Genomic DNA, 14,127 nt, shown 5'->3' with positions numbered 1-14,127 from the left:
GCCTGGATGCGAGCGCGAAGAGACCTTCGCGCCTTACCCATAGAGAGGACGCTCATGAACATTTCCAAGAAAATGCTCGGTATCGCCATCACCACCGCTGCCCTGGGCTGTGCTACTGCCAATGCCGATGATCTGCTGGCCTTGAGTTCCACCGGCAAATTGCTGCACATCGACACCAAAACCCTCATGGTTGCCTCTGACGTGAAACTCAGCGGCGTCTCCAGCCTACGCGGCATCGATGTACGTCCGGCGAATGGCTGGATTTATGGCCTGGACGACGACGGACAGCTCTACAGCGTTGACGCAAAAAGTGGCAAAGCCAGCAAAGTTGCCAAGCTCAATCAGGCACTGACCGGGAAGGGCCAGGCCGTGGTCGATTTCAACCCGGTGGCAGACCGCCTGCGCCTGATGTCCGTGGACGGCACTAACCTGCGCGTCAATGTCGAGAGCGGTGAGGCCGTGGTCGATGGCAAGGTCGCCTACGCCAAAGATGGCCCCTATGCAGGCAAGACCGCCAAGGTAATGGCCGGCGCCTACACCAATTCCTACAAGGGGACCGAGAAGACCGCGCTGTACACCGTTGATCTGGCCAGCGGCAATCTAATGCTGCAGAACCCGCCAAATGATGGCGTCCAGCAGGTGGTTGGCAAGATCGCCGATGGCCTGAAGAGCGCAGCACTGGATATCAAGAGTGACGGTAAAGGCGGCAACACCGCTTACCTGTTGACTGGCACTACCCTGCACCAGGTCAATCTGGAAACCGGCAAGGCCAGCGCGCTGGGCGAGATCAAGGACTTGCCTGACGACATCATCGACATCGCAGTTCTGCCCGCGATGTAAAAGGCATCGAGGGAGGGCCGCCCGGCTCTCCCTCGTCGCGATCGACGTTACTCGAACACTTCATCCAGCAGGTTGTTCATCGCCTGGAAGGCACGCGCCGCAACCAGCGGGTGATACTGGTTGCTACCCGGCGTGTTGGCCTGCGGGTTGGTGAACGAATGCACCGCACCACCATAGCTGACCAGTTGCCAGTCGATTTTGCTCGCTTTCATCTCCGCCACGAATCCATCTACCTGCTCCTGCGGAACCGCTGGATCGTCTGCGCCATGCAGCACCAGCACCGGCGCCTTGATGTTCTTGGCATCAGCAGGATTGGGCGTGTCCAGGTTGCCATGAAAGGACACGAATGCCTTCAGCGGAGCGCCAGAGCGGGCCAGTTCCAGCACCGTGCCGCCCCCAAAGCAGAAACCGATCGCGCCCAGCTTCGCGGTATCGAGCGCGACCTGGCTGGTTTGCGACTTGAGCACTTCCACCGCTGCCTGGGCACGTTTGCGCATCAACGCCCGGTCACTGCGCACGGTGGTGGCCGCAGCCTTGGCTTCCTCAGCATTGCTGGGACGAATCGCCTTGCCGTACATATCGGCCATGAACACCACGTACTTGTCGCCGGCCGCGCGGGCGGCCTTCTGGGCGGATGCATCATTGACACCCATCCAGTTGGGCACCATCAACAGGCCGGGACGGGGATCGGTCACGGCATCATCGTAGATCAGCAAGCCTTCGAACGGCTCCCCGTCGATCTCGTAGGGAACGTTCTTGACCACCACACCGGCTTCGGCCAACCCAGCCAGCCCCAGCAACGCTAACGACAACAGTGATTTCTTCATTGTTTGACTCCCACCGTGCATGTGCCCACTCGATACAGCCGAAGCTGCGCCAGGTCCACAAGGAAGCACATTTGCGACGCCAGGGAAACCCATAGCGCCGCAGGCAGAAGCCGAATCAGGCGGCGGCGAACAGCGCGTGGATCTGTTCGTGAGCAACGCGCAGTGCGTTGGCTTTCGGCTCTTCGCCATAAGCCAGACCTTCGGCACGCACCACCTGGATATCGGTGATGCCCAGGAAGCGCAGCACGAAAATCAGATATTGCTCATGGGCCTGTCCACTGGCTTGACCCGCGTGCACACCGCCAGCGCTCGATGCGATGATCACTCTCTTGCCACCTGCCAGGCCCTTGGGCCCGTTTTCATCGTAGGCGAAGGTCTTGCCGGCCACCGAGATGCGGTCTATCCAGGCCTTGAGCTGGCTGGGGATGGAGAAGTTGTACATCGGCGCACCGATCACGATGGCATCAGCGGCGAGAAATTCTTCCAGCGTTGCCTGGGCAAGCTCCACCTCATGGGCCTGTGCGGCGTCACGCAGTTCGGCCGGTGTACCGCCGGCAACCAGGCTGGCGGCAGAAAAGTGGCTCAGGGCATCGCTGGCCAGATCGCGATAAGTGACTTGCACACCGGCGTGGCTATTGCTCCGGGCGTCGACGACGGCGGCGCTCAGTTGGCGAGAAGCGGAGGCGTTGCCGAGAATGCTGGAATCGAGGTGAAGAAGTTTCATAGGTGGGCTCCTGAAGCAAAATGAGGTCATCAATGTTCGATGGGTTAATCCTACCCATGAATACAATCTGCGATTAGTCGGCAAAAATGCGATTATGCGTTCTACTGATGGGACAAATATTGCCGTTAGCAGGAGCGTGTGGTGCAGGATCTCAACGACCTGATGTATTTCGCCAAAGTGATCGAGCATGGCGGGTTCAGCGCTGCCGGGCAGCAGTTGGGCATCCCCAAATCTCGCCTGTCGCGGCGCGTAGCCGAACTGGAAGCACGCCTGGGGGTGCGATTGCTGCAGCGCACCACGCGCAAACTCGCACTGACCGAGACCGGGGAGCGCTTCCTGCGCCATTGCCAGGCAATGCTCCTCGAGGCCGAGCAGGCCCAGGAGGCGGTGGCGTCGCTGAGCAGCGAGCCGCGTGGCAAGATTCGCGTGTCCTGCCCGAGTGAGCTGGCCCGTGCGGGCCTGCATCACGTCATCAGCGCCTTCCTGTTGAAATATCCCCTGGTTCAACTGGACATGATCCTGACCAACCGCCGGGTGGATCTGCTTCAGGAAGGTATCGACGTCGCCCTCAGGGTCCGTGATCAAAGTGACGAGGATCCGTCGTTGATCGCGCGCCAGTTGGCACCGGCGACGGCATACCTGGTGGCTGCACCTGCGTTGCTGAATGGGCTCGCCATCGTCACCCCGGAGGATCTGCAACAACTCCCGGCACTCGGTGCGGTGGGCATCGACAGACGCATTCATCACCTGCTGAAGAACCAGGCCGGATTGCGCCGTGAGGTGACTTTCGAGGCACGTCTGAGCATCGAAGACTTCGACATACGCCGTGAAGCGGCGCTGCAGGGGCTGGGATTTACCATGCTGCCGTACGCCAAGTGCGTGGCGGACCTGCAGGCCGGACGGCTGGTTCGCCTGCTGCCCGACTGGAATCTGCCAGGCGGCCATTTGCAGGCCGTCTATCCTCATCGGCGTGGCATGTTGCCGGCGGTGCGGGCCTGGCTTGAGCATCTGGTTCAGGCAGGCGCCGAAGGCTGGCTGCTACCCACGACGGATGCGGGCGCGCTTCAATCCGCACCGACGCCTTGATTCACCTTTCACTCACTATCAACCAGGAAGCCCGATGACCGCTAGCAAGCCCCCTGTTCCCGGCCAGACCGCCCGAATCCTTGCAGTGGTTATCTTCACGTTCATCGGCTTCCTGTGCGTAGGCCTGCCGCTCGCAGTGCTGCCCGGATTCGTGCTAAACGACCTGGGATACGGCTCGGTGATGGCCGGCCTGGTGATCAGCCTGCAGTATCTGGTCACTCTGGTTTCGCGGCCGATCACCGGCGCCCTGATCGATCGCATCGGCCCCAAGCGCGCGGTGGTGTATGGCCTGGCCGGCGCAGCGGGCAGTGGCGTGCTGACGCTGGCGGCGACCAGCCTGTACGGCTTTTCCAGCGAAGCGGGCCTGGGTTTGCTGCTCGCTGGCCGCGTCGCGCTGGGGGTTTCCCAGGCGCTGATCGGCACAGGATCGATCACCTGGGGAATCGGTCGGGTGGGCGCCGAAAATACCGCCCGAGTAATCTCCTGGAACGGCATTGCGTCTTATGGCGCCATCGCCATTGGCGCCCCCCTCGGCGTACTGATGGCTGCCTCGCTCGGTCTGTGGAGCATCGGCGTCGCGATCACCCTGTTCAGCCTCGGTGCGCTCTGGGTGGCGCGTGACAAACCCGCGATCCCGGTCATACAGGGCAAACGCCTGCCGTTCCACAACGTTTTCCTGGCCATTGCCCCCAATGGCGTGGCGCTCGCCCTGGGTTCCATCGGTTTCGGCACCCTGGCGACCTTCGTCACTCTGTATTACGCCAGCCTTGGCTGGGAGCATGCAGCGTATTGCCTGAGCGCGTTCGGCGTGGCGTTCATTGCCGCGCGCCTGTTGTTCGCCGGGGCCATCGAGCGCCGCGGCGGCTACCGCGTCGCGACCATCTGCCTGGCCATCGAAAGCCTCGGGCTGTTGCTGCTATGGCTCGCGCCGGTTCCGGCGCTGGCGTTGTGCGGCGCCGCGTTGACCGGTTTCGGCCTGTCGCTGGTCTACCCGGCACTGGGGGTCGAGGCGATCGGTAACATTCCTGCCGCCAGTCGCAGCTCGGCGCTGGGCGCGTATGCGCTGTTCTTCGACCTGGCGCTTGGCATTGCCGGGCCGCTGATGGGCCTGATTGCCAGCGCCTATGATTATGGCGCGGTGTTCCTGGCCTCCGGCCTGCTCTCGCTGCTTGGCCTGGGCCTGACGCTGCTTCTGCTGCGCCGTGCCGAGCGGCCGCGAGCAGCCCAGCCATGAGCCGGGACGAGCTCATCGCCTTTTGCCTGCAACTGCCGGGCGCTCGCGTCGACTACAAGTGGGGCAGCAACCAGGTGTTCTCGGTGGCGCACAACAAGATGTTCGCGATCATCGACTTTCTGGGCGACAACCTCGCCTTCAAGGTGGATGACGCCCTGTTTCTCGGCTACACGGACCGCCCGGGCATTCGGCCCGCCCCCTACCTGGCGCGAGCCCACTGGATAAGCATGAACGGCAGCCAGCCGCCCCTGAGCGACGGCGAGCTGCGCGAACTGCTGGCCCGCTCGCATCAACTGGTGGTAAGGCGGCTATCGAAGACGCGCCAGGTCGGGCTGCTGCTCGACCTATAACAGGCCGCGCAACAGGCCGCCGGTGTACGTGCCGGCGAGCAGCAGTTGGTCAGCCCAGAACAATTGGTGCAGCGCAACGATGCACCAGAACAACAGCTGATAGGAGCCCTTGCGGGTCTTGTGGCGCAACGCCTGCTGCGCAACCAGCGCGCCGGGCCAGCCTCCGGCCAGTTCGATCAGGTGCAGGGTGTTTTCCGGGATGCGCCGGGCGCCATTCCGGGCGCTGCTCTTGTCGTGCCAGTAAAGAGCGAAGCACAGCAGGCTTGCCAGGCAATAGATCAGCAGCGGCCAGAGCACCTGCTGGTCGGCAAGCCAACGCAGCGAACCAGACAGCGGCAGGCTGCACAACAACGCAAACAGCGCCAGCTTGGCCAGCGGATTACGCAGCGTAGCTGCGGGCTGACGTGCACTACGGCCATGGCGCGGGGCCGCAGCTCGCCCTTTGCGAGCAGGGACTGCGGCTCGCGGTTTGACGCGAATCTGCGGCTGGTCGAGGCTCAGCTCGCCGGCCAGCCGAAAATGCTCGGCACGCCAGCGCCCTCGCTCGTCCCGACTGGCGATGAACAGCACCTGGTCGCCCACGACGGGCCGCCGATCGCCGCGTACTGCCGAGATGTGCGCAAACACCTCGGCCCCTCCTGCAGCAGGCAAGATGAAGCCGAAACCCTTGTCATCATTCCAGCTCTTGATCCGGCCGGCCTGCTCCCTCGTTTGCATGCGCTTCCCTGCCCTTCGAGACGATCAGCCTTCGGCCGTGCTCCAGTCGATGATGCCGAACTGCCAGGTTGCCAGGATCACCAGGCCAAAGGCGATTCGGTACCAGGCGAACACCGCGTAGCTGTGATTGGCAATGAACACCAGCAGCGCGCGCACCGTCAGCATGGCGACGACGAACGTGGTGACGAAGCCGATGGCGAACATCGGCAGGTCGCTCCACTGCAGAATGTCACGGTATTTGTAGAGCGAGTAGACGGTGGCGGCGACCATGGTTGGCATGGCCAGGAAGAACGAGAACTCGGTAGCGGCCTTGCGCGACAGACCGAACAGCAGGCCACCGATGATCGTCGAGCCCGAGCGTGAGGTACCGGGGATCAGGGCCAGGCACTGGGCGAAGCCGACCTTGAGGGCCAGCTTCCAGTCCATGTCATCGACCGACTCCGCCACGATGCGGTGCTGACGCTTCTCGGCCCAGAGCATGATCACCCCGCCGATGACCAGCGCGGCGCTGACGGTGATGGGATTGAACAGCCAGTGCTCGATGAGATCGGCGAACAGCAGCCCGAGGATCACGGCCGGAATGAAGGCCACCAACACGTTGACGGTGAACCGCCGCGCCACCGGATCGCTGCCGATGCCTGTCACCACCGACAGAATGCGCTGCCGGAACTCCCACATGACCGCGAGGATGGCGCCCAGCTGGATGATGATCTTGAACGCCGTGGCACGCTCGCCATTGAACGCAAGCAGATCACCGACCACGATCAGGTGGCCGGTACTGGAAATGGGCAGAAATTCGGTGAGGCCTTCAACGATACCCAGAATCAGCGCCTGAAAAGCGAGCCAACTGTCCATCAAAACTCCTACGGATGTGCCAGGCGGGCTGGCTGGAAAGGGGATGATTCTCGGACTAGAGCGGCTGGTGGAGGTTCCAGCAGGGCCGAAAAAAGCGGCAGTTATAAAGCAGATGCATTCAATTTCAAACCGCTATCGCCTCACCGTGCATTCGCCAGCCGGGTTGGCCGACCGGCACGGCAAGACGACGGTCATGACAAGGGATAGAATGCGCCCCCGCACCTAGACTCACTCAGGGAATCCATGTCGCCACTTGAAGCCTGCGCCTCGCTGCTTGGATTGATCGCCGTGTGGCTGACCGTACGCCAGAACCCCTGGTGCTGGCCCATCGGCCTGGTCATGGTGGTGCTTTACGCCTGGGTGTTTTTCCAGGCCAAGCTGTATTCCAACACGCTGCTGCAATTCGTGTATGCGGCGTTGCAGCTTTATGGGTGGTGGCAGTGGACGCGCGGCGAGCATCCCGATGAGCGGCTCCAGGTGTCACGTCTGGGCCTGCTGCAAACCAGCCTTGGGATGGCAGCGGGTCTGCTGGGCTCGCTGTTGCTGGGCACGCTGATGGCCACCTACACCGACGCCAGCGCTCCCTGGCAGGACGCTACGCTATGCGCCTTCAGCCTGGTGGCGCAGCTTTGGATGGCCAACAAGCGCCTGCAGTGCTGGTTGCTGTGGATCGTTATCGACCTGCTGTTCGTGGCGCTGTTCATCCAACAGGCTCTGTATTCGACGGCAGCACTCTACGGCCTCTTCACCCTGCTGGCGTGCCACGGCTGGCTGACCTGGCGACGTGAGCTGGCGGGCCGACCGTCATGAAGGTACTGGTCCTGACCGGCCCGGAATCCAGCGGCAAGAGCTGGCTGGCCAATGAGTTGCAGCACCAGTTCGGCGGCATCGTCGTTGGTGAGTATGTGCGCCACTTCATCGATCACCATCAGCGCGACACGGTCTACGCCGACATATCGGCCATTGCCAGGGGCCAGCTCCAGTGGGAGGACGCCGCGCGGGCCAAGCGCCCTCACCTGCTGATCCTCGATACCCACCTGCTCAGCAACATGCTCTGGAGCCGTGCATTGTTCGCGGACTGCCCTGGCTGGATGGAGGCCGCGTTGCTCGAGCGCGAGTACCACCTGCACCTGCTGCTCGACCCACGCGGCGTCGACTGGATCGGCGATGGCCAGCGCTGCCAACCGGAGCTGGCGCAACGCCTGGCGTTTCATCAGGCCTGCGCACAATGGCTGACAGAACACCGGCAGGCCGTCGTCGAGATAGCCGGCAGCTGGCATGAACGTCACGCCGAGGCAGTCCGTGTGGTCCGGCACTGGTTGGCCGCTTGAGGATAAAGCCCACAAAATGCTCGACAGAGCGGCCTGGCATCTTGCCATTAGCTGGCAGCATGGGCATAAAGGGAGCATTGGCAGACTGCAACAAGGACGTACCCGATGCGCTTTATTCGCCGCAGCGTGAAGATCATTCTTCTGCTCCTGCTCCTAGCTGTACTGATCGTCGTCTACTTCATCGCCTACCCCAATCTCCCCGCCTACAAGCCGGCTGACAAGCTGCACTACCTGGGGCAATGGAGCGACCAGGACCGTCAGTTCTACTACTACACGCCGCAGGGCACGCGGGTGAAGGGTCTGCAATACGCCTGGTTCTCGGCCCTCGAACAGCCTTTCGGTACCCGCAAATTCGCCGCGCCCGAGTACCTGGCACGCTTCGGCTTTCTCGTGCAGCCAGGCCAAAAGGCCACGCCGCTCAATCCCGGCAACTTGCCGGTAGGTTTCGCTCGCCATCAGGACGATGAAAGCGGTGTTCAGTACCTGGATATCACCTGCGCCGCCTGCCACACGGGCGAGCTGCGCTACCAGGGCCAGGCCGTGCGTATCGACGGCGGCGCAGCGCTGCACTCGCTGGCGTCTACCGTGCCAACCTTGAAGGGGGGCAGCTTCGGTCAGTCGCTGGGCATGAGCATGGCGCTCACCTACTACAATCCGCTGAAGTTTCGCCGCTTCGCCCACGAGGTGCTAGGCGAACGCTATGAGCGCGATTACGACGCGCTGCGCGGCGAATTCAAAACCGTTCTCGATCGGCTGTTGAGCACCGCCTACGGCGACTGGCACCGGGGGCTCTACCCGACCGAAGAAGGCTTTGGCCGTACCGATGCTTTTGGCCGCATCGCCAATACCACCTTTGGGGACAGCATCGATGCCGCCAATTACCGCGTGGCCGACGCCCCGGTCAGCTACCCGCACCTCTGGGACATCTGGAAATTCGACTGGGTGCAGTGGAATGGCTCGGCCATGCAGCCGATGGCACGCAACGTTGGCGAGGCCCTCGGGGTCGGCGCCACGTTGCACCTGCTTGACGATAGCGGCCAGGCCGTTGCGCAAGACCAACGTTACGCCTCCAGCGTGCGCATCCACGATCTGTATGCACTGGAGGAGACGCTCAAGCGCCTGCGGCCACCGGCATGGCCAGAGCAGGTCTTCGGCAAGGTGGATATCACCTTGGCCAGCCAGGGCCGCGCCCTGTTCAGGGAGAACTGCGCCCATTGCCACGCACCACAGGTGACCCCGGCGGACCAGCGCATGGCCCCGGAGCGTGATCCCGAATGGCACATGCGCGTCATCCCGACGTCCATCGTCGGCACCGACCCCACCACTGCCGACAACATTGCCGACCATCGTTTCGATATCCGCAAGCTCGGCTGGACGAAAGCCGAACTGGCTAGACTCGACGTCAAGCTCTACAGCAACAGCCTCGACAAGATCGACTTCAGTGCCATCTCCACCGCCGAGGCACTGGCGTACGTCACAGCCTACGTAGAGGAGCGGGCCTATCGCGACAACAGCATCACGGCAGAGCAACGCCGACGCATGGACGGCTATGGCCTGCCTATCGGCGTTCAGGAAATTCGTGGCTACAAGGCGCGTCCGCTGGACGCCATCTGGGCTACCCCGCCCTTCCTGCACAACGGCTCGGTGCCCACGCTGTTTCACCTGCTGTCCCCCATTTCGGAGCGCCCCAGCCGCTTCTGGGTCGGCAATTTCGAGTTCGATCCCAAGCACGTCGGCTTTGTCAGTGACAAATTCGACGGCGGCTTTCTTCTCGATACCGCTATCCGTGGCAACAGCAACCGTGGCCATGAATTTCGCGATGGCTGCCGCAACAACGGCGTGATCGGCCGCGGCCTGCAGCCGGCGGAGCGCTGGGCGCTGGTCGAATACCTCAAGGTCCTGGGTAATCCCCGCCTTGAGAAACAACTGCGCGAGGTTGCCGACAAGCCCTGGAACCCAGGCCCATCCTGCCAGGGCAGTATGGCAACGAATCACCGGGAGTCCGACGATGTTTAAACGATTCTGGCTTTGGCTTGGCCGGTTCCTGGGCAAGACGCTACTCGTGCTGCTGGTCCTCGGCCTGGCCGGCTGGGGCCTTGGCACGGCTTACTACAGCTGGAAGTTTTCCGGCCCGGTATCCAGCGAAGAACAGATTCCCGCCAATGAGGCAGCCCTTACCGCAGGCATCATCGAGGACGCGATCCGCGTGGTGGAGCAACACCGCGACAACACCCGTGTGTTGCGCGACGCCCATGCCAAGGCTCACGGCTGCGTGAGAGCAGAGGTCACCGTAAAAGCGGATCTCGACGAATCATTGCGCCATGGCGTGCTCCACGAGCGGGGTAAAACCTGGCAGGCGTGGATGCGCCTATCCAACGGAAACGCCTACCCGCAGTTCGACCGTGCGCGAGACGCCAGGGGCATGGCCATCAAGCTGCTCGAGGTGCCCGGCAACACATTGCTGGCCAACCCCCGCCATACTGGCGAGCAGGACTTCGTGATGTTCAATCACCCCACATTTTTCGTGCGTGATGTCGCCGAGTACCAGAGCAACTTTGCCGCCCAGGCAGACGGCAAGAAAGCCTTGGCCTTCTTCCCTAGCTGGGACCCGCGCAGCTGGGAACTGCGCCACCTGATCATCGCCCTGAAAACCCTCTCGCCAGCACCCGACAGCCCAGTGGAAACCACCTACAACTCCATTGCGCCGTTCAAGCTGGGTCCGCACAACATCAAGTACCGGGTCATCCCTACTCCGGAAAACTGTCCTGCCTACGCGATTCCCAAACCCAACACCGACCTGCCCAACTTCTTGCGCAGCGCGCTGTATCAGCAGTTGTCGCTGGATCGCATGCCGGCCTGTTTCGCCCTGCAGGTGCAACGCCAGAACCCCGATTACTACATGCCGATCGAAGATCCGAGCGTAGAGTGGGACGAGCGCATTTCACCGTTCGAAACCGTCGCCGACATTCGCCTCCCTGCCCAGGATTTCGATAGTTCGGCGCAAAACCTGTTTTGCGACAACCTATCCTTCAATCCATGGCATGCGCTGCCCGAACATCGACCGATCGGTGGCATCAACCGGTTACGCAAGGCGGTATACGAAGCGGTCAGCGTGTATCGCCACGATCGCAACGCAGCAATGACGAAGTGAGCGCCCTGGATGGGAACAGGCTGCTAGAATTGCAGCCTGTCGGCACCCTACACAAAGAGACTGGCCTTGGAACTGTTCAAAGAATTCATCTTCGAAGCCGCCCACCGGCTTCCCCACGTACCTGAAGGCCACAAGTGCGGGCGCTTGCATGGCCATTCATTTCGAATCGCAGTCTATATCGAGGGAGACGTGAATCCGCATACCGGCTGGATCCGCGACTTTTCAGAGATCAAGGCCATCTTCAAGCCGATCTACGAACAACTCGATCACAACTACCTCAATGAAATTCCTGGCCTGGAAAACCCGACCAGTGAAGTACTTGCCAAATGGGTATGGCAACAACTCAAACCGCTGCTGCCGGAGCTGTCGCGCATCCGCATTCACGAGACCTGCAGCAGCGGCTGCGAGTACCGTGGCGACTGATTGCTTCGCATCGTCCAAGAGCCCGCCTGCAGCGTAATGCTGTTCACTTAAGCGGAGCAGCCTTACGATCCACCGGATAACGGGTTTTGGAAATCTTCACCGTCCGCGGTCTTGGTGGCCTCGGACGGTGATCCAGAAACAGTCCCCCGATACCTCCGCGCAACTCTACCAACCGCCTACCTGTTGCCGATACCGGATTGGCGGCCGCCATGACGATCAATTGCACAGCGATGTACTGGCAGGCCGGCTTGAACCGTATGTCCGAAGGCGTTCGGCCGAAGGCTACTGCGGCTTGGCTGGCCTCTCGTCGTATGACGTTGTAAGCCAGCAACAGACCCCAGACCTCCTGATAAATCAGCTCGACCTTCTTGCTGCGCAGTGTCACGGCGTTCTGCTGCATCGAGCTTTTGATATCTCGAAACCCCAATTCAATCTCCCAGCGCTCCAGGTACAGCTGGGCTACAGCTTCTGCGCTGTAGTTCTCGGCAGGTAGCGATGTGAGCAGCGACCTGATCTGCCCCATGCTTTCATAGCTGACTTCCCGCGCCTCCCAGTGTGTAGGCAAGTTCGGGTTTCGCTTGCGCGCCTGGGGCGAAACCTTCATCCGAATACGACGATCGTGCTCGCCATAACGCTCGACTTCCTCCATGACCAGCTTCTTGCGAGCCGGCGTTAACCAGTGACGATTGTCGCCACCCTCAGCGACGCTCAACAACAGATCCGCGCCCCAAAAGCCTTTATCGAACAGCGTTATCGAGTTGTCCGGAATCTGCTCAAGGAGGGTCTCGGCCAAGCGCATCTCACTACCACGGTACGGGCTGAGTTGGGCATCGAGGATCACGTGGGAACGCACATTCATCAGCGCAACCAGGCGTAACATGGGAAACGGTGTCTGGCGCTCGGTACCCGTGTTGCCCGAGCCGAAATGCTCTCGCAACTCAGGTGAATCGGGTGTTCTCAGCAACGCACCATCCACCGCGAACACCTGCAAACCGCCCCAGTCATCCCCCTCGTATCGCTCGCAGCCCCATTGTTTACCTGTCTGGCGAAACAAAGACTCGACTGGATCGGCTCCCAGTCGCTTCCGTGCTTCAGTTACGCCGCTACGTGCCAGTAGCTGATCGGAGGCCAAGCCTTGGGCGCAGATATTCAGGCGTCTGGCCACTTCGTGCACAGGCTCGTCGCGAAACAAGGCCATGCCCAGCACCAACCAAAGCACTTGGTCGCTTGGCAGACGCCGCCGCCGGATAGTGGCTTGTGCAGATAGGTCCAACGCACTGGCAACCCATTCAACAGGGATATTCTGGGTGAAGGTGCTGAGGTCTGAGAAATTGAAGAGGTCGCCGAGGTCGAGCAATTGCTGCTGAATAGGCATAAAAAAATCCGATACCAGGGAGCTGGTATCGGATTTTCTAGAAGTCCCGGCTTAGGCTCAAATGCTTAAGTGAACAGCATTACGCCTGCAGCGGGCTTTTTATTGCCTGAAAAACCAGCCAGCGATAGAACGATTGCCCTGCGCACTGCAGGTCTGCAGGCCGCCCTGCCAGGGTCGACTAACTCAAACACGGACTTACCGCTCAAGCCTAGCCGTATGGGAGAAGACGCTCCACCCTTCCACCACAAGATCGCCACTGCCCTCACCTGCACGTACTGCGTAGCCTGGGTCGAGCGAAGCGACACCCGGGAGACCATCGAAGCCAACGCACCGCACTGAACAGCGCATTACGAGGCTACTGCCTGCGCCCACGGCCCCGCCTTTCTTTTCCCTGGCGGCTGGCCTACTTTTTTGCCGCCACAAAGACGAAACCCCAGACCTCTGTCGAGATCTGGGGTTTCTGGTAGAAGCTTGACGATGACCTACTCTCACATGGGGAGACCCCACACTACCATCGGCGATGCATCGTTTCACTACTGAGTTCGGGATGGGATCAGGTGGTTCCAACGCTCTATGGTCGTCAAGCAATCCGGTTGGGGAGTCGGTTTTTAGGTCGCTTCCCCGAATTGGGTATGTGATATCAGTTGGTGTTGCGTGTTCGTTTTACAAATTTTCGGCATTACTGTCGACTTCTACCGTCTAACAGCCAAATTGTTTGGGTGTTATATGGTCAAGCCTCACGGGCAATTAGTACTGGTTAGCTCAACGCCTCACAACGCTTACACACCCAGCCTATCAACGTCGTAGTCTTCGACGGCCCTTTAGGGAACTCAAGGTTCCAGTGAGATCTCATCTTGAGGCAAGTTTCCCGCTTAGATGCTTTCAGCGGTTATCTTTCCCGAACATAGCTACCCGGCAATGCCACTGGCGTGACAACCGGAACACCAGAGGTTCGTCCACTCCGGTCCTCTCGTACTAGGAGCAGCCCCTCTCAAATCTCAAACGTCCACGGCAGATAGGGACCGAACTGTCTCACGACGTTCTAAACCCAGCTCGCGTACCACTTTAAATGGCGAACAGCCATACCCTTGGGACCGGCTTCAGCCCCAGGATGTGATGAGCCGACATCGAGGTGCCAAACACCGCCGTCGATATGAACTCTTGGGCGGTATCAGCCTGTTATCCCCGGAGTACCTTTTATCCGTTGAGCGATG

The 14,127-nt window shown here is 61.1% G+C and carries 14 protein-coding genes and 2 rRNA genes (1 of these 16 cut by a window edge); 9 read left to right on the top strand and 7 right to left on the bottom strand.

Annotated elements, in window-relative coordinates:
* Positions 1–54: 54 nt before the first annotated feature.
* Positions 55–840 (top strand): DUF4394 domain-containing protein, encoded by a 786-nt coding sequence (locus ACZ0AV_RS00100; RefSeq protein WP_499149148.1) that lies wholly within the window; start codon positions 55–57, stop codon positions 838–840.
* Between the two features lie 47 nt (positions 841–887).
* Here ACZ0AV_RS00100 and ACZ0AV_RS00095 read toward each other — a convergent pair whose 3' ends face one another.
* Positions 888–1,667, bottom strand: a complete 780-nt coding sequence (locus tag ACZ0AV_RS00095) for a dienelactone hydrolase family protein (protein ID WP_499149147.1) — start codon at positions 1,665–1,667, stop codon at positions 888–890.
* Between the two features lie 115 nt (positions 1,668–1,782).
* Positions 1,783–2,391 (bottom strand): FMN-dependent NADH-azoreductase, encoded by a 609-nt coding sequence (locus ACZ0AV_RS00090; protein WP_499149146.1) that lies wholly within the window; start codon positions 2,389–2,391, stop codon positions 1,783–1,785.
* 141 nt (positions 2,392–2,532) lie between these two features.
* On the opposite strand from ACZ0AV_RS00090, the gene ACZ0AV_RS00085 reads away from it, so the two are divergent.
* Genes ACZ0AV_RS00085 through ACZ0AV_RS00075 form a run of 3 tightly spaced genes read left to right on the top strand, consistent with a single transcriptional unit; the run spans position 2,533 to position 5,061 of the window.
* Positions 2,533–3,477 carry a LysR substrate-binding domain-containing protein gene (locus ACZ0AV_RS00085; RefSeq protein WP_499149145.1) on the top strand — a complete coding sequence of 315 codons (945 nt, stop codon included), beginning with the start codon at positions 2,533–2,535 and terminating at the stop codon, positions 3,475–3,477.
* A gap of 34 nt (positions 3,478–3,511) precedes the next feature.
* Positions 3,512–4,711 carry an MFS transporter gene (locus ACZ0AV_RS00080; protein WP_499149144.1) on the top strand — a complete coding sequence of 400 codons (1,200 nt, stop codon included), beginning with the start codon at positions 3,512–3,514 and terminating at the stop codon, positions 4,709–4,711.
* On the top strand, positions 4,708–5,061 hold the full coding sequence (locus ACZ0AV_RS00075; protein ID WP_499149143.1) for an MmcQ/YjbR family DNA-binding protein: 354 nt from the start codon (positions 4,708–4,710) through the stop codon (positions 5,059–5,061). Before ACZ0AV_RS00080 ends, ACZ0AV_RS00075 begins: the two co-directional genes overlap by 4 nt.
* Here the strand turns inward: ACZ0AV_RS00075 and ACZ0AV_RS00070 are convergent.
* Complete coding sequence (locus ACZ0AV_RS00070; RefSeq protein WP_499149142.1) at positions 5,056–5,778, bottom strand: DUF1294 domain-containing protein; 723 nt, start codon at positions 5,776–5,778, stop codon at positions 5,056–5,058. The genes ACZ0AV_RS00075 and ACZ0AV_RS00070 overlap by 6 nt on opposite strands.
* Before the next feature lie 24 nt (positions 5,779–5,802).
* Positions 5,803–6,633: an undecaprenyl-diphosphate phosphatase gene (locus tag ACZ0AV_RS00065; protein WP_499149141.1), complete on the bottom strand. Its 831-nt coding sequence runs from the start codon at positions 6,631–6,633 to the stop codon at positions 5,803–5,805.
* Between the two features lie 243 nt (positions 6,634–6,876).
* Here ACZ0AV_RS00065 and pnuC point away from each other — a divergent pair, with 243 nt between their 5' ends.
* The 5 genes from pnuC to queD all read left to right on the top strand — a co-directional run bounded on the left by pnuC (position 6,877) and on the right by queD (position 11,538).
* Positions 6,877–7,443, top strand: a complete 567-nt coding sequence (pnuC, locus tag ACZ0AV_RS00060; RefSeq protein ID WP_499149140.1) for a nicotinamide riboside transporter PnuC — start codon at positions 6,877–6,879, stop codon at positions 7,441–7,443.
* Positions 7,440–7,964: an AAA family ATPase gene (locus ACZ0AV_RS00055; RefSeq protein ID WP_499149139.1), complete on the top strand. Its 525-nt coding sequence runs from the start codon at positions 7,440–7,442 to the stop codon at positions 7,962–7,964. Before pnuC ends, ACZ0AV_RS00055 begins: the two co-directional genes overlap by 4 nt.
* 105 nt (positions 7,965–8,069) lie before the next feature.
* On the top strand, positions 8,070–9,980 hold the full coding sequence (locus ACZ0AV_RS00050) for a di-heme-cytochrome C peroxidase (protein WP_499149138.1): 1,911 nt from the start codon (positions 8,070–8,072) through the stop codon (positions 9,978–9,980).
* A complete protein-coding gene (locus tag ACZ0AV_RS00045) occupies positions 9,973–11,115 on the top strand; it encodes a catalase family protein (protein ID WP_499149137.1) in 1,143 nt (380 codons plus the stop codon). The genes ACZ0AV_RS00050 and ACZ0AV_RS00045 overlap by 8 nt, the downstream gene beginning before the upstream one ends.
* A gap of 66 nt (positions 11,116–11,181) precedes the next feature.
* Positions 11,182–11,538, top strand: coding sequence for a 6-carboxytetrahydropterin synthase QueD (gene queD / locus ACZ0AV_RS00040; protein ID WP_499149136.1), 357 nt, complete (start codon positions 11,182–11,184; stop codon positions 11,536–11,538).
* A 43-nt stretch (positions 11,539–11,581) separates the two neighbouring features.
* Here the strand turns inward: queD and ACZ0AV_RS00035 are convergent, their stop codons facing one another.
* The 3 genes from ACZ0AV_RS00035 to ACZ0AV_RS00025 form a co-directional block, all read right to left on the bottom strand.
* On the bottom strand, positions 11,582–12,913 hold the full coding sequence (locus ACZ0AV_RS00035; RefSeq protein WP_499149135.1) for an IS4 family transposase: 1,332 nt from the start codon (positions 12,911–12,913) through the stop codon (positions 11,582–11,584).
* 469 nt (positions 12,914–13,382) lie between these two features.
* Positions 13,383–13,498: ribosomal RNA gene (rrf, locus tag ACZ0AV_RS00030) — 5S ribosomal RNA — on the bottom strand.
* Positions 13,499–13,639: 141 nt separating this feature from the next.
* Positions 13,640–14,127: ribosomal RNA gene (locus ACZ0AV_RS00025) — 23S ribosomal RNA — on the bottom strand (it continues 2,403 nt past the right edge of the window).

The organism is Pseudomonas sp. AC532 (assembly GCF_979258965.1).
Note: the sequence above shows the minus strand (reverse complement) of the source record. Positions and strands in the feature narration are given on the sequence as shown.

What these genes read in the sequence shown, in the direction of transcription:
- ACZ0AV_RS00100 (WP_499149148.1), top strand. Translation starts at nt 55, where the DNA reads ATGAACATTTCCAAGAAAATGCTCGGTATCGCCATCACCACCGCTGCC.
- ACZ0AV_RS00095 (WP_499149147.1), bottom strand. Translation starts at nt 1,667, where the DNA reads ATGAAGAAATCACTGTTGTCGTTAGCGTTGCTGGGGCTGGCTGGGTTG.
- ACZ0AV_RS00090 (WP_499149146.1), bottom strand. Translation starts at nt 2,391, where the DNA reads ATGAAACTTCTTCACCTCGATTCCAGCATTCTCGGCAACGCCTCCGCT.
- ACZ0AV_RS00080 (WP_499149144.1), top strand. Translation starts at nt 3,512, where the DNA reads ATGACCGCTAGCAAGCCCCCTGTTCCCGGCCAGACCGCCCGAATCCTT.
- ACZ0AV_RS00075 (WP_499149143.1), top strand. Translation starts at nt 4,708, where the DNA reads ATGAGCCGGGACGAGCTCATCGCCTTTTGCCTGCAACTGCCGGGCGCT.
- ACZ0AV_RS00070 (WP_499149142.1), bottom strand. Translation starts at nt 5,778, where the DNA reads ATGCAAACGAGGGAGCAGGCCGGCCGGATCAAGAGCTGGAATGATGAC.
- ACZ0AV_RS00065 (WP_499149141.1), bottom strand. Translation starts at nt 6,633, where the DNA reads ATGGACAGTTGGCTCGCTTTTCAGGCGCTGATTCTGGGTATCGTTGAA.
- pnuC (WP_499149140.1), top strand. Translation starts at nt 6,877, where the DNA reads ATGTCGCCACTTGAAGCCTGCGCCTCGCTGCTTGGATTGATCGCCGTG.
- ACZ0AV_RS00055 (WP_499149139.1), top strand. Translation starts at nt 7,440, where the DNA reads ATGAAGGTACTGGTCCTGACCGGCCCGGAATCCAGCGGCAAGAGCTGG.
- ACZ0AV_RS00050 (WP_499149138.1), top strand. Translation starts at nt 8,070, where the DNA reads ATGCGCTTTATTCGCCGCAGCGTGAAGATCATTCTTCTGCTCCTGCTC.
- ACZ0AV_RS00045 (WP_499149137.1), top strand. Translation starts at nt 9,973, where the DNA reads ATGTTTAAACGATTCTGGCTTTGGCTTGGCCGGTTCCTGGGCAAGACG.
- ACZ0AV_RS00035 (WP_499149135.1), bottom strand. Translation starts at nt 12,913, where the DNA reads ATGCCTATTCAGCAGCAATTGCTCGACCTCGGCGACCTCTTCAATTTC.